This window comes from Pseudoduganella sp. R-34, from assembly GCF_049904655.1.
Taxonomy (GTDB): Bacteria; Pseudomonadota; Gammaproteobacteria; order Burkholderiales; family Burkholderiaceae_D; genus Rugamonas.
Genome location: NZ_CP184572.1, coordinates 6,542,177 through 6,555,258 on the forward strand (window position 1 = coordinate 6,542,177; position 13,082 = coordinate 6,555,258).

At 63.6% G+C, this 13,082-nt stretch carries 12 protein-coding genes; 5 read left to right on the top strand and 7 right to left on the bottom strand.

Annotated elements, in window-relative coordinates:
- The first annotated feature begins 136 nt into the window (after nt 1–136).
- From bfr to ACN9MW_RS30055, 3 genes are read left to right on the top strand one after another with little or no spacing between them, the layout of a single operon-like run.
- A complete protein-coding gene (gene bfr, locus ACN9MW_RS30045; protein WP_057261376.1) occupies nt 137–613 on the top strand; it encodes a bacterioferritin in 477 nt (158 codons plus the stop codon).
- Nucleotides 613–1,095 carry a helix-turn-helix domain-containing protein gene (locus ACN9MW_RS30050; RefSeq protein ID WP_426165842.1) on the top strand — a complete coding sequence of 161 codons (483 nt, stop codon included), beginning with the start codon at nt 613–615 and terminating at the stop codon, nt 1,093–1,095. The genes bfr and ACN9MW_RS30050 overlap by 1 nt, the downstream gene beginning before the upstream one ends.
- A complete protein-coding gene (locus tag ACN9MW_RS30055) occupies nt 1,092–1,514 on the top strand; it encodes a VOC family protein (protein WP_426165844.1) in 423 nt (140 codons plus the stop codon). Before ACN9MW_RS30050 ends, ACN9MW_RS30055 begins: the two co-directional genes overlap by 4 nt.
- On the opposite strand, the gene ACN9MW_RS30060 is transcribed toward ACN9MW_RS30055, so the two are convergent.
- From ACN9MW_RS30060 to ACN9MW_RS30090, 7 genes are all read right to left on the bottom strand, one after another.
- A complete protein-coding gene (locus tag ACN9MW_RS30060; protein ID WP_426165846.1) occupies nt 1,511–2,440 on the bottom strand; it encodes a PfkB family carbohydrate kinase in 930 nt (309 codons plus the stop codon). The genes ACN9MW_RS30055 and ACN9MW_RS30060 overlap by 4 nt on opposite strands.
- 30 nt (nt 2,441–2,470) lie before the next feature.
- The gene (locus ACN9MW_RS30065) at nt 2,471–3,823 is read right to left on the bottom strand and encodes an MFS transporter (protein WP_426165848.1); all 1,353 of its coding nucleotides are present in this window, start codon (nt 3,821–3,823) and stop codon (nt 2,471–2,473) included.
- Entirely contained in the window at nt 3,820–4,761 is a 942-nt protein-coding gene (locus ACN9MW_RS30070) for a PfkB family carbohydrate kinase (RefSeq protein ID WP_426165850.1), read from the bottom strand. The genes ACN9MW_RS30065 and ACN9MW_RS30070 overlap by 4 nt, the downstream gene beginning before the upstream one ends.
- A gap of 21 nt (nt 4,762–4,782) precedes the next feature.
- The gene (locus tag ACN9MW_RS30075) at nt 4,783–6,639 is read right to left on the bottom strand and encodes an alpha-amylase family protein (protein ID WP_426165852.1); all 1,857 of its coding nucleotides are present in this window, start codon (nt 6,637–6,639) and stop codon (nt 4,783–4,785) included.
- Between the two features lie 13 nt (nt 6,640–6,652).
- A complete protein-coding gene (locus ACN9MW_RS30080) occupies nt 6,653–8,980 on the bottom strand; it encodes a TonB-dependent receptor domain-containing protein (RefSeq protein WP_426165854.1) in 2,328 nt (775 codons plus the stop codon).
- Nucleotides 8,981–9,142: 162 nt separating this feature from the next.
- Nucleotides 9,143–10,168, bottom strand: coding sequence for a LacI family DNA-binding transcriptional regulator (locus ACN9MW_RS30085; protein ID WP_426165856.1), 1,026 nt, complete (start codon nt 10,166–10,168; stop codon nt 9,143–9,145).
- 12 nt (nt 10,169–10,180) lie between these two features.
- Entirely contained in the window at nt 10,181–10,792 is a 612-nt protein-coding gene (locus ACN9MW_RS30090) for a glutathione S-transferase family protein (RefSeq protein ID WP_426165858.1), read from the bottom strand.
- A 133-nt stretch (nt 10,793–10,925) separates the two neighbouring features.
- Here ACN9MW_RS30090 and purB point away from each other — a divergent pair, with 133 nt between their 5' ends.
- Together purB and ACN9MW_RS30100 are read left to right on the top strand one after the other, a co-directional pair.
- Entirely contained in the window at nt 10,926–12,299 is a 1,374-nt protein-coding gene (gene purB, locus ACN9MW_RS30095) for an adenylosuccinate lyase (protein ID WP_426165860.1), read from the top strand.
- A gap of 246 nt (nt 12,300–12,545) precedes the next feature.
- The gene (locus ACN9MW_RS30100; protein WP_426165861.1) at nt 12,546–13,070 is read left to right on the top strand and encodes a cytochrome b; all 525 of its coding nucleotides are present in this window, start codon (nt 12,546–12,548) and stop codon (nt 13,068–13,070) included.
- The last annotated feature ends 12 nt before the right edge of the window (nt 13,071–13,082 follow it).

A 13,082-nucleotide genomic window follows, 5' to 3' on the forward strand; every position in this document is an offset into this window, starting at 1 on the left:
GATAAAACGCAAATGATAATTGTTTTCATTTACATTAGCAATGTCGTTAGCAATCCTATGTTGCCCTCATGACTAGGTGGGAGCCCTGCTTCGTGGCAAAATGCCATTATTCCCAACCAAACAAGAAGGAAACCCCATGAAGGGCGACAAAGACGTTATCCGTCTGCTCAATGCGCAGCTGACCAACGAGCTGACAGCGATTAACCAGTACTTCCTGCATGCGCGCATGTACCGTCACTGGGGCTTCGACAAGCTGGGCAAGAAAGAGTACGACGAGTCGATCGGCGAGATGAAGCATGCCGACCGCCTGATCGACCGCATCCTGATGCTGGACGGCCTGCCGAACCTGCAAGCGCTGCACAAGCTGCTGATCGGCGAGAACACCGAAGAAATGCTGGCTGCCGACCTGAAGCTGGAAAAAGGTGCGCACGTGACCATCAAGGAAGGCATTGCGCAATCCGAGAAAGTCGGCGACTACGTGTCGCGCGACCTGCTGCTGGATATCCTCAAGGATACCGAGGAGCACATCGAATGGCTGGAAACCCAGATCGACCTGATCGGCAAGATCGGCATCCAGAACTATCTGCAATCGCAGATGTCGGAAGCCGAGTAATGCCCGGACAAAGTCCGGAACTCTTGCGGCGCCTGCTGCGCGCCAAAGACAAGATGGACGCCGCCTCGCAAGAGGAATGGCCGGTAAGCCGCCTGGCGGAAGTGAGCTGCGTTTCTGCAACTCACTTCGCCCGCTCCTTCAAGGAGGCGTTCGGCCTCCCTCCCCACCGCTACCTGCTGACGCGCCGCATCGAGCGCGCCGTGACGCTGCTGCGCGAATCCGACCTGCCCATCACCGAAATCGCCTACTCGACCGGCTGGAACAGCATCGGCACCTTCGGCCGCACCTTCCGCGACATCACCGGCAAGAACCCGGGCGACATCCGGGAACAGGTACGCCTCGAGGCTGAGCAGGCCGGACGGGTGCCGGCCTGCGTGCTCAGCGCCGCGCACCGGCCGGACCTCACAATGGCAGTTTCGGAGAAGCGGCGCCAGGAGAGCGTCCCTACAATGGAGTCTCACTTAAAGGAGACCACCCCATGACTCAAGGTATTCAAACCGTCGGCCTGTATGTTCGCGACCAGGATGAAGCGCTGGCTTTCTATGTCGACAAGCTCGGCTTCAAGGTCCATACCGACGTGCGCAACGGCGACTACCGCTGGCTGACCGTGCAGCACCCAGACCAGCCATCGTTCCAGCTCGGCCTCTACGTGCCGGGTCCGCCCGTCCATGATGCGGCAACCGCGCAGGCGCTGAACGCACTGGTGGCCAAGGGCGCCATGCCGCCGATGGTGCTGGAAGTGGACGATTGTTTCGCCGCCTACGACAAGCTGCACCAGCAAGGCGTGGAATTCAACCAGGAGCCGGTGGAACGCTACGGCACGGTGGATGCGGGCTTCCGCGACCCGTCCGGCAACGGCTGGAAGATGATCCAGACCCGCCGCAAGGTGGCAGCGGCTTAAGCCAGGCCCCAGGCTGTGCGCCAGGGCGCGTAGAACGCCGGATCCGGCGATACCGCGCCCGCAATGCCGCACACGGCGCCGGCAAAGGCATTGGCGCGCGCCAGGATCAGCGGCATCTCCCAGCCGCGCGCACGTCCGGCCAGCAACACGGCGGCAAACGCATCGCCCGCTCCCACCGAGTCGACGAACCGGGCCGGTTTGCTGGTGCGGTGGTCGACCACGCGCGAACCATCAGCGCCGAAATACATGGCGCCGCGCTCGCCCAGCGTGACCAGCACCCCCTGGATGGAGAAGTTGTGCATCATGGCACGGACCTCCGCTTCGACGGCGGCGCAGTCCATGTCCACCGTGTCAGGACAGGTGTGACAGTACCAGGAGAACAATGCCTGCAATTCATCCTCATTGACCTTGACGATGTCGGCCCGCTGCAGCGCGGCGAACACCACTGCTTCATCCACCCCGTCGCGCAAGTTCAGGTCAAGGAAATGTTCAGCCTCGCTGGCGCCGTCCAGCACCGCGTTGAGCGCAGCGCGCGAAGCCGGCTCGCGCTGGGCCAGGGTCCCGAAATACACGGTGTCGGGAGAGAAGGCGCGCATCACGTCTATCGCGGCTGCCGCTTCGATATGGTCATAAGCCTGTTCGGCCAGGATGTGGAAGCGGTGGCCGCCATTGCCATCGCGCTCCACGAGCACGCGGCCGGTCGGCTGCGGGCCATGCTGCAAGCCCTCCGTGCTCATGCCGAAGCCTGCAAACGCCTCGCGCACCTGGTCGCCGTAACGGTCGTTGCCGACGCGCGTTACCATCAGTGCGGGCAGGCCCAGCGCAGCCAGGTTGCGCGCCACGTTGAAGGGGGCGCCGCCGACGATCTGCTGGTCGCCAAAGTCGTCCAGCAGGGCTTCGCCAAAAACCAGTACTCGCTCTGACATCGCTGCCCTCCCCACGTTGATCGGCTCGGGCTATTTTAGCAAAACAGCCTCCTGGCGCGGAGCAGTGTCGGACAGCGGTCGTGCGGCGCGCAACTTGACGAACAGTACGGCCACGGCTGCGCACAGCAGCAGCGCACCGGCCAGGCGCACCACGTTGGCAGGGTCGCCGTGCAGCAAGCTGCGGTAATACAGTGGCAAGGTGAAAATCTGGATGATCATCGGAATCACGATGAACATATTGAAGATGCCCATGTACACGCCGGTGCGTTCGGGCGGTATGCTGCCTGCCAGCATCACGTAGGGATTGCCCATGATGCTGGCCCAGGCCAGCCCGATGCCCAGCATGGGCCACAGCAATTGCAGCGGTTCGCGGATCAGCGGAATGCTGAGCATGCCGATGCCGGCAGCCGCCAGGCAGATGCTGTGCGTGATTTTCGGGCCGAAGCGGCGCGTGAACGGTACCAGTGCAAAGGCAGCAAGGAAGGCGACGAAGTTGTAGAAAGCGCCCACCTGCCCGTTCAGCAAGCCCGCTTCGCGGAAACCGGCCGAAGCGGGGTCGGAAGTCTTGTAGATCGAAGACGCCAGCGCCAGCATGATGTACTGCCAGTAGCAGAACATGGCGTACCACTGGAACAGCTTGACCACGGCCAGTTGCTTCATGGTGGGCGGCATGTCGCGCAGCGCCTCGGCGATTTCCTGCAGGGTGTGGCGCCAGCCGGTGGGTTTCGCACGCAGTTCCGCTTCTTCTTGCGGCGACAGCGGCAATTCCGGCGTGGTCCAGCAGCTCCACAACACCGAGGCGATCGAGAAAACAGCCCCCAGCAGGAAGGCGCCGATCACCGTGTAGGGAATGTGGTGGCTGTTGACTGCGTCGCGGCTGATGCCGAGGTAAACCAGGATCGAGGGCGTGAGGTAGGCCAGCGTCTGTCCCAGTCCCGTGAACGCGCTCTGGGTCAGGAAGCCGAGCGAATGCTGGCGCACGGCCAGGCGATCGCTGACGAAGGCGCGGTACGGCTCCATCGTCACGTTGTTGGCCGCATCGAGTATCCACAGCAGGCCGGCGGCCATCCACAGCACAGGGCTGAAAGGCATGGCCAGCAGGCCCAGGCTGCAAATCAGGGCGCCGATCAGGAAGTACGGCGTGCGGCGTCCCCAGCGCGAAACGGTGCGGTCGCTCAGGGCGCCGATGACGGGTTGCACCAGCAGTCCGGTGACGGGACCGGCCAGCCACAGGTAAGGCAGGCTGGCTTCATCGGCGCCCAGGTATTTGTAAATCGGGCTCATGCTGCTCTGCTGCAGCCCAAAGCTGAACTGGATGCCGAAGAAGCCGATGTTCATGTTGACGATCTGCCGGAACGACAGATGCGGTTTATGCTGCGTCATCGCGTGGCTCCTTCCGCTGCGGCTTGCCAGCGCTGGGTCCATGGTTCGTAAAACGCCAGGTCCTGCGGTACTGCGCCGGACAGGCTGCATACGGCGCCGGCGAAGGCGTTGGCGCGCGCCATGGTCAGCGCCAAGTCCCAGCCTTGCACATGGCCGTGCAGGAAGACGGCGGAGAAAGCATCGCCAGCGCCCACCGTGTCGACCAGCTTGTACGGCTCTTCGTTGCCATGCTCGCGGATCACCCGGCCGTCTGCGCCAATATACATCGCGCCGCGCGGTCCTAACGTGACGACCATTGCCTGCAGGCTGAATTTCTCGATCAGCAGGGAGCACGCCGGCGGCAACTCCGGATCATGCGCCTTTACCAGGCGCGGACCGTCCGGCGCATACCAGGCCAGCAGGGCCGCCAGTTCGTCTTCGTTGACTTTCAGGATGTCGGCGTGGCGCAGCGATTCGTAGACGCTGCGCTCCGTGTACTGGCCTTCGCGCAGGTTCAGGTCGAGGTAGCGGGTCGCCTGGCTGGCTTCCAGCAGTTCGATCAGCGCCGTGCGCGAAGTCAGGTGGCGCTGGGCCAGGGTGCCGAAGTACAGCACCTGCGGCCTGGCCGGCTCGAACGCGGCGCGTGCCGAGGCGGCATTGATATGGTCATAGGCCTGTCCGGGCAGGATGTGGAAGGCGTGGCCTTGCAGGCCGCGCTCCACCACGACGCGGCCGGTCGGCCTGGCGGGGTCGGTCTGCAAGCCCCATTGCGGCATGCCGTAGCGCTCGAACTCTGCGCGCACGGCGGCGCCGTTGGCGTCCTGGCCGATGCGGGTGATCATCAGGGCCGGCGTGCCCAGGGCTGCCAGGTTGCGCGCCGCGTTGAAAGGCGCGCCGCCGACTACCTGCTCGCTGCCGAAATCATCGACGAGGGCTTCGCCGAACATTGCCACACACATGGCTGTCTCCATCATGTTTTTTCAGTGATCGCGCTCGAGCCAACACATGGCCCATGGCGCCAATGTGATCTTCCCGGACAGCGTGCCGCGCTCGATGGCGTCGGTCCATTGGCCTTGCAGCGCGAACTGCTGCGGCTTGCCCGAGAAGTTGTATAGCGCGAGGAAGGCATGGCCGCGCTGCAGCGCCAGCACCGCCGACACCGACGCAAGCAGCGAGCGCGGCTCGCCTGCCGTCAGTGCTGGGATGCGCTGGCGGGCCGCGACCAGGCCGCGCAAGGCCCCGTAGACGCGGCCCGCTTGCGTGCTGATGTCGTGGCGTTGCGCCAGGCGCTCTTCGTCGAGGGCGGGACGCTGCAGCCAGCGGCTATCCATCGCCCGGTCGGGGCGCTGGCGGAAACTGTAATCGTTGGCCTGCCCCAACTCGTCGCCCATGTACAGCACCGGCAGCGCACCAAAGCTTAACGCCAGGCCGTGCAGGAGCATCAGGCGCCGCATGGCCAGCCCTTCGGCCTCCGCGCCATCTGCGCCTTCGAGACCGACCAGGCTGGCCGCCATGCCGTTGCTGCCGTGCGCGGCGTTCGGATCGCTGCTCTGGAAAGCTTCGCCCCGTGCGTAGCTGCCGCCGTCACCCGCGAAGAAGCGCGAGATCGCGGCAAGGCGCGCTTGCGGATCGCCCGTCCCCGAGGCTTCCGCACGCAGGACGTTCCAGCCGATATCGTCATGGCAGCGCACGTAACTGAGCCAGCTTGCGTGCGGCGGCAGCGGCGGCGTGTCTTCGGCCACCTTGCGCACCAGTGCCGCGTCCTGCTCCGCCAGCGAGCCCCAGGCCGCCGCCATCAGGCTGCTGTGGTAAGCGATATGGCATTCCGGTTGCGCAGCCTGGCCGAAGTAGGCCGGCAGCTCGCGCATCGGCACGATCGCCTCCGCTTTCAACAGCACACCCGGCGCGGCGATGGAGGCCAGGGCACGCAGGGCCTGCAGGATCAGGTGCGCCTCCGGCTGGTTCATGCAATTGGTGCCTTCCCGTTTCCACAGGAACGCCGTGGAATCGAGGCGGAATACTTCGATCCCCCGGTTGGCCAGGCGCAGCAGCGTCGAGGCCATCTCGGCGAATACTTCCGGGTTGGACCAGTTCAAGTCCCACTGATAGGGATAGAAGGTGGTCCATGCCCAGCCGCCCGCTGCCGGCACTTCGGTGAAATTGCCGGGCGCCGCCTGAGGGAAGACCTGGCCCAGCGTCTTTTCGTAACGGTCGGGCAGCACGCGGTCCGGGAACAGGTGGAAGTAGCCGCGCAGGCGCTGGTCCCCGGCGCGGGCTCCCAGCGCCCACGGATGGTCGTCCGCCACATGGTTCAGGATGAAATCCGAGCACAGGCTGATGCCTGCTGCGCGCAGGCTTTCCGTCAGCGCCTCGAGGTCGGCATTGTTGCCGAAGCGCGGCTCCACTTCTTCGAAACTGGCTACCGCAAAGCCGCCGTCATTCTCGCCTTTGCGCATCTTCAGGAAAGGCAGCAGGTGCAGGTAGCGCACGCCCAGTTCCTGCAGGTGCGGAATGCGCCTTGCGACGCCGCGCAGGTCGCCGCCGAGGCGGTCGACGTAGGCGCAATAGCCCAGCATCTGCTGCCCGAGGAACCAGCCCGGCTGTGCAGCGCGTTCGGCGTCAAGCGCCGCCAGCGCCGGGCTGCGTGCGGCAAGCAACTCCGCTACGGTAGACAGCAGGCGGCCATACCACAGATCGAAACCCGGAGTGCGCCCATACAGCGCATGCAGGCAACTGTGCAGCGCCGGCGCATGCTCCGCATAGCGGCGCACGGCTTGCGCACGGCGCCCCTCCGGCAAGACTTCGAACAGATGGTGGAAGGATGAAGACATCGGCATGACGGTTTCCAGGTCAGAAGGAGTAGTTCAGGCCCATCTTCACGGCGCGGCCGCCGATCGAACGCGCGGCATGGCCATCGCCCTCAACCTCGGTGTAGCCGATCTTGTTGAACAGGTTGTTGACGCTCAGCGACAGGCTCAGTTGCGAGTTGAGCTGGTAACGTGCAAACAGGTTCACGGTGCGGAAGGCCGGCATGTCGATGGTGTTGGCATCGTCCGCCCACGAGCGGCCGGTGCCCACCAGGCTGCCGCCCACGGTCAGCGGGCCGGCGTTGTAGCTAGGCGCAATCTGGTAGGTGATGCGCGCCTGGCGGCGCGGCGTATGTCCAATGGTGGATTCCTGGCCAGCCGCAGCGCCGACGATCTCGGCATCGGTCCAGGTCAAGCCGCCGTTGATGCGGAAGTCGCCCAAGCTCCATGCCGCTTCCAGCTCGGCGCCCTTGGCGTCGTAGCGGTTGGCGGTGCTGATCTGCGTCGTCGCTTCGAAGTTCGATTCGTCGGTCTTGGCCCGGAACAGCGTCAGGAACGCACTGGTGCTGCCGGAACGCCATTTCACCCCGCCCTCCACCTGGCGCACAGTGTTGATGCTGATCGGCGCACTGCCATCGAGCGGCGTGCCGAACAAGATGCGGTCCGCATTGAAGGCTACGCCGTCGCTGACACGGGCAAACAGCGCCAGGTCGCGATTGAGCTGGTAGTTGCCGCCCACCGAATACGAGGTGTGATGAATCTTGTAGTCGACCAGTTGTTCGTTGGCCGGTTCGTAGACCAGGCCATTGGTGGCGATATTGGCCGTGCCGTTGGCGCGCTGGCGATCCTGGCGCACGCTGGCGTCAAAGTTCAGCGGGCCCTTTTCCCATCCCACGTTCAAGTAGGGCGAGAGCAGCTTGTATTCCATGTCTACCGCGCGCATGCAGCAGCCGCCAAAGGCCGGTCCGACATAGCCGGGCGTGGCCGATGCGGTCTGCAGCAGCGCGGGCTTGTCGCCGGTAAGCTGCATCAGGTATTCGTTGAAGTTCCAGGTCAGGCCCAGTTTCTGCAGCGAGGTGTACAGGCCGCCCGTGGTGGTCAGCTTGCCGCCGTTGATGGTAAAGGTCTTGGCCAGTTTCAGGTCGTTCAGGGTATTGTCGGCGTTGTCGATCGAGGTGTTGAATACCACGGCGGAGAAGGCCATGCCGTTATAGGCCTTTCCCTTGTCCGGGCCGGTGGCGATCACGTAATTGCCGGCCACGCCGTTATTTGCCGGGAATACGCCGAGGAAGCGGCCGCTGTTGTTCGACTTGCGGAAGCTGTCGCTCAAGGTAATGCCGTTGCCAAGGTCGAAGGAAGCGGCAATGCCGAAGCTGTCGCTCTTGACGCGCAGGCCGTCGTTGACATTGCTCGATGCCTTGCCGTTTTCCTTGGTCAGCGAGATATCGCGCGTCCAGTAAGGCGAATAGAACGTGGTGTCGCGCGGATCGATGCCGGGGATTTCGCTGATGCGGCCATTGGTGACGCGCACCGGCACCGGCAGCGCGGTCGGGGCCTTGTCGTCCAGGTGCTTGAACGACAGCCTGATCCAGCCGTTCGACAGTTCCTGCGTGATGTTGCCGCGGATCTGCCCACCCTCTTCCGTGTTCATGCCGGTATTGCGCTGGCCTTCGCCGGTGCGGTAATGGCCGCCGATGAAGAAGCGGGTCTTTTCCGCCAGGCGGCCGCCGTAGTCGAAGTCGTAGCGAGTTTCGTCGTAGCCCAGGCCGCGCTGGATGCCGATATTGCCGCCCTGCTGTTCGCCGGTCTTGCTGATGAAGTTGATGATGCCGCCCGGCGAGTTGGTGGCCAGGGTCGAGGCCGAGCCGCCGCGCACCACTTCCAGGTGGTCCAGCGAACCGTCGATCTTCACAAAGCTGTCCGGCGTGATGAAGTTGAAGTCGCCCGACTGCAGCACGGGCAGGCCGTCTTCCTGCATCTGCACATAGCGCGCACCGCCGGCGGAAATCGGCACGCCGCGCACGGTGATGTTGGCATTGCCCTCGCCGCCTGAGGACTCGGCGCGTACGCCGGGCACGGAGCGCAGCACTTCAGCGGCGCTGGTCGGGGCGGACAGGGAAATCGCTTCCGACTCCATGGTACTGACCGAGATACTGGAGCGCATCTTGGAACTGCGGCTGGCGGTGCCGGTGACCACCACGCGCTCCAGCTTCAAGCCATCGGCTGGCGCCGCGGCAGCAGACACTGGCGCTGGCGCCTGGTCGTCGGCGTGGGCTGGCTGCGGCGCAGCTTCCTGGGAATAGGCGGGGTGGGCGAATGCAGCAGCGATGGCAGCAGCCATGCAGCCACGCTGGGCTGTACGTAAAACCATTGTCTCCTCCGTTGATCGGGCTTATTCATCGGCCATCTGGCCGCGTCTGTTTATCTGCAGATGCCTCATTATTCATCAGCTTTTTGCAAATTGCAATCGATTGCAAAGATTATTTGCAGAACGCTCGTGCGCTAGTGCTGCGCGCAATGCAAACGGTTGCAATCAGCGCGAGCTGGCGCGCTGGATCAAGGAAGTGGGAAGTTCAATCGAGCGGGCCGCCTGGCCCTCGGTCTGTGCCAGCAGGGCTGCCACCATGGCGCGCCCCGCGTCGCGCACGGGCTGGCGCACCGTGGTCAGGGGAGGATGGAAGTAGGAAGAGAGCTCGATATCGTCATAGCCGACGACAGCCACATCGCCCGGCACCGAGCGGCCCTGCTCGCGCAAGGCGTTAATGGTCATCATGCCCAGCAAGTCGGAACAGGCAAACACCGCGTCGTACTGCACGCCGCGCCGCGCCAGTTCCGCCACCGCCTCGCGCCCGCCTTCCGGCAGGAAGGAAGCCGCCACGCACAATTCGGGATCGAGCGCGATGCCGGCCGCCTGCAAGGCCGCGCAATAGCCGCGGTAGCGCTGCTCGACTTCCGGCAGGCGCGTATCGCCGAAGAAGGCAATGCGGCGCCGGCCCTCGGCCAGCAAATGCTCGGCAGCCAGGCGGCCGCCGCTCAGGTTATCGCCGCCGACGGTGCAATACAGCTGCTGCGGCATCTGCGCCCCCCACACCACCAGCGGCACATGGCGCGCCGCCATTTCGTTCAACTGGTCGTGGTGGCCCCACTGGCCGATCAGGATGATGCCGATCACGCGGCCCGTATCGAACGGCGTGGCGGCGGAGTCGAGCTGCTCCGCATCCACGCGCGACAGCAGCATGTCGAAACCCTGCTCCGTCAGCGCATCGGCCAGGGAGCCGATCATCGACAGGAAGAAGGGATCGGAAAGGCTCTGGTGCACCTTGGCATCGGATGGCACCACCACGGCCACCGAGCGGTTCTGTTTCAGGCGCAGGTTCTGTGCGCCGACGTTGATGGTGTACTTGAGCGAACGCGCCAGCTCCATGATGCGGGTGCGCGTCTCCTCGTTAACCAGCTTGCTGCCGGCCAGAGCACGCGACACGGTGGAGGTGGACACCCCCGCCAGGCGGGCGATGTCCGCCATCTGCAGGCGTTCCTGGGACGGTGGCTTGGCTGCCATGCGGGGCGGCGCTTACGCCTGCGGGACGGTGTCTTTGAAGGATTGGCGCTCGGACAGCTTGTCGTACAGGCGGCCCAGGTTAGGATGCTTGCCGCGCCAGTCGATATCCGGGAAACGGAAGCTCAGCCAGCCCAGGCAGCAGCCCACGGCAACGTCGGCCAGCGAATAATGGTTGCCGGCACACCAAGGATCGTCATCCAGGCGCTCGGACATCGACGCCAGGCCCAGTTCCACCTTTTGCATCTGGCGCGCAATCCAGGTTTCGCTCTGCTGTTCGGGCGGGCGCTGGTTGCGCTCGAGGCGCATCAGCACCGCGGCATCCAGCACCCCGTCTGCCAGCGCTTCCCAGCACTTGATGTTGGCGCGCTCGCGGCCATTCGGTGGCAGCAGCTTCGACACCGGCGACACGGAATCCAGGTACTCGACGATCACGCGCGAATCCTGCATCGCGTAGCCGTCTTCCATGATCAGGCAAGGCACTTTGCCGAGAGGATTCAGTTTCTGGATGGTGGTGTCGGGCGCCCAGACGTTTTCCAGTTCCAGTTGATAGTCGAGTTTTTTTTCCGCCAGGACGACACGAACCTTGCGTACATAAGGGCTGGCGAGAGAACCGATTAGTTTCATAGGTGCTGAAAGTGGAGAATTAGACAACAGTATAGCATCGCGCCCCGATAGCAGGCGCAGCGTAGTGGCGGGAGGACGACGACCGGCCAATGGTAAAATCCTGTTTTTTCCCGCCTCCCTTCCCTGCATTATCATGACAACTCCTTACTCCACCCTGTCGGCCCTGTCCCCGCTGGACGGCCGTTATGCTTCGAAAACCGACAAGCTGCGCCCGATCCTGTCCGAATCCGGCTTCATGCACCACCGTGTGAAGGTCGAAATCGCGTGGCTGCAAGCGCTGTCGCTGGCCGGTTTCGCCGAAATCAAGCCGTTTTCCGCGGCCGGCACCGCCCTGCTGGACAAGCTGGCTGCCGAGTTCACCGAAGCCGATGCCGCCCGCATCAAGGAAATCGAAGCCGTCACCAACCATGACGTGAAGGCGGTGGAGTACTGGCTGAAGGAAAAAGTAAAGGACGTGCCTGAGCTGGTGGCCGCCTCCGAGTTCATTCACTTTGCCTGCACCTCGGAAGACATCAACAACACCTCGCACGGCATGATGCTGAAAGCCGCCCGCGACGGCGTGATGGTGCCGGCCCTGAACGGCCTGGTGGCCCGCCTGAAGGAAATCGCCCACGCCAACGCCGAGCTGCCGATGCTGAGCCGCACCCACGGCCAGACCGCCAGCCCGACCACCCTGGGCAAGGAATTCGCCAACGTGATCGCCCGCCTGCAGCGCGCCATCGAGCGCATCGCCAAGGTGGAAATCCTGGGCAAGATGAACGGCGCCGTCGGCAACTACAACGCCCACCTGTCTGCCTACCCATCGTTCGACTGGCCGGCGTTCTCCAGGAACGTGATCGAGCAGCGCCTGGGCCTGGTGTTCAACCCGTACACCATCCAGATCGAGCCGCACGACTACATGGCCGAGCTGTTCGACGCCTTCGCCCGCGCCAACACCATCCTGCTGGACCTGAACCGTGATATCTGGACGTATGTGTCGCTGGGCTACTTCAAGCAGAAGCTGAAGGCCGGTGAAATCGGTTCCTCCACCATGCCGCACAAGGTCAACCCGATCGACTTCGAAAACTCGGAAGGCAACCTGGGCCTGGCTAACGCTGTTCTGAAGCACCTGTCTGAGAAGCTGCCGGTGTCGCGCATGCAGCGTGACCTGACCGATTCGACCGTGCTGCGTAATATCGGTGTCGGTTTCGGCTACACCCTGCTGGCTTATGACTCGTGCCTGCGCGGCCTGAACAAGCTGGAAGTGAATCCTGCCCGCCTGGAAGCCGACCTGGATGCGTCGTGGGAAGTGCTGGCGGAGCCGGTGCAGACTGTGATGCGCCGTTATGGCATCGAGAATCCGTATGAGCAGCTGAAGGAACTGACTCGCGGCAAGGGCATTACCAGGGAAGCGCTGCGTGAGTTCATTGGCGGCCTGGCGATTCCGCAGGATGCCAAGGATCATCTGCTGGCGATGACGCCGGCGAATTACACCGGTATTGCTGCTTCCTTGGCTAAGGCCATCTGAAACCGGTAAACCCGGGTCTGACCCACAGGGTCAGACCCAGAATGACCTCACGGCCAACGGGGTTGGTTCCAGGCTTCTGACCTTCTCAAAAAGTCAAAGGCCCAGAACCAATCCCGCGGCCGTTGCGCAGACAGGGTCTGACCCTGCGGGTCAGACCCAGACTTTCCGGTTTTAAGGAAGCTGTAAGCAAGTTAAGTTACCCTCTGGTATATTAGTCCTAACACGTACTATCTACCAAGGGTCACAATGGAACGCTACACACGAACTGCTATCGCGCTGCACTGGCTGATCGCCCTGCTGATCGTAGCCGCGTTCATTCTCGGCCTGGTGATGACCGACATCCCCGGCCTGACCCCGACCAAGCTCAAATACTATTCCTGGCACAAATGGATGGGCATTACCGTGCTCGCCCTGGCTGCCGGCCGCCTGCTGTGGCGCCTGAAGCAGCAACCACCCGCCTTCCCCCGCTCCATGAGCCAGAGCCAGGTGAAGGCCGCCGAAGCCGGCCACTGGTTCCTCTACTTCCTGATGTTCGCCGTGCCGATTTCCGGCTACCTGTACACCACGGCCGCCGGTGTGCCGGTGGTCTACCTCGGCCTGTTCAAGATCCCATCGCTGTTTGAAGCCAGCCCGGCCCTCAAGGCAATCCTGAAACCGGTACATTACTGGCTGAACATGCTGCTTGCCGCCGTCGTCATCGGCCATGTCGGCGCAGCGCTGAAACACCAATTCATCGACAAGGACGGCCTGCTCAAGCGCATGCTGCCATAACCTGGAGCCACA

What these genes read in the sequence shown, in the direction of transcription:
- purB (WP_426165860.1), top strand. Translation starts at nt 10,926, where the DNA reads ATGACAACTCCTTACTCCACCCTGTCGGCCCTGTCCCCGCTGGACGGC.
- ACN9MW_RS30055 (WP_426165844.1), top strand. Translation starts at nt 1,092, where the DNA reads ATGACTCAAGGTATTCAAACCGTCGGCCTGTATGTTCGCGACCAGGAT.
- ACN9MW_RS30075 (WP_426165852.1), bottom strand. Translation starts at nt 6,639, where the DNA reads ATGCCGATGTCTTCATCCTTCCACCATCTGTTCGAAGTCTTGCCGGAG.
- ACN9MW_RS30080 (WP_426165854.1), bottom strand. Translation starts at nt 8,980, where the DNA reads ATGGTTTTACGTACAGCCCAGCGTGGCTGCATGGCTGCTGCCATCGCT.
- bfr (WP_057261376.1), top strand. Translation starts at nt 137, where the DNA reads ATGAAGGGCGACAAAGACGTTATCCGTCTGCTCAATGCGCAGCTGACC.
- ACN9MW_RS30050 (WP_426165842.1), top strand. Translation starts at nt 613, where the DNA reads ATGCCCGGACAAAGTCCGGAACTCTTGCGGCGCCTGCTGCGCGCCAAA.
- ACN9MW_RS30065 (WP_426165848.1), bottom strand. Translation starts at nt 3,823, where the DNA reads ATGACGCAGCATAAACCGCATCTGTCGTTCCGGCAGATCGTCAACATG.
- ACN9MW_RS30100 (WP_426165861.1), top strand. Translation starts at nt 12,546, where the DNA reads ATGGAACGCTACACACGAACTGCTATCGCGCTGCACTGGCTGATCGCC.
- ACN9MW_RS30085 (WP_426165856.1), bottom strand. Translation starts at nt 10,168, where the DNA reads ATGGCAGCCAAGCCACCGTCCCAGGAACGCCTGCAGATGGCGGACATC.
- ACN9MW_RS30070 (WP_426165850.1), bottom strand. Translation starts at nt 4,761, where the DNA reads ATGTGTGTGGCAATGTTCGGCGAAGCCCTCGTCGATGATTTCGGCAGC.
- ACN9MW_RS30090 (WP_426165858.1), bottom strand. Translation starts at nt 10,792, where the DNA reads ATGAAACTAATCGGTTCTCTCGCCAGCCCTTATGTACGCAAGGTTCGT.
- ACN9MW_RS30060 (WP_426165846.1), bottom strand. Translation starts at nt 2,440, where the DNA reads ATGTCAGAGCGAGTACTGGTTTTTGGCGAAGCCCTGCTGGACGACTTT.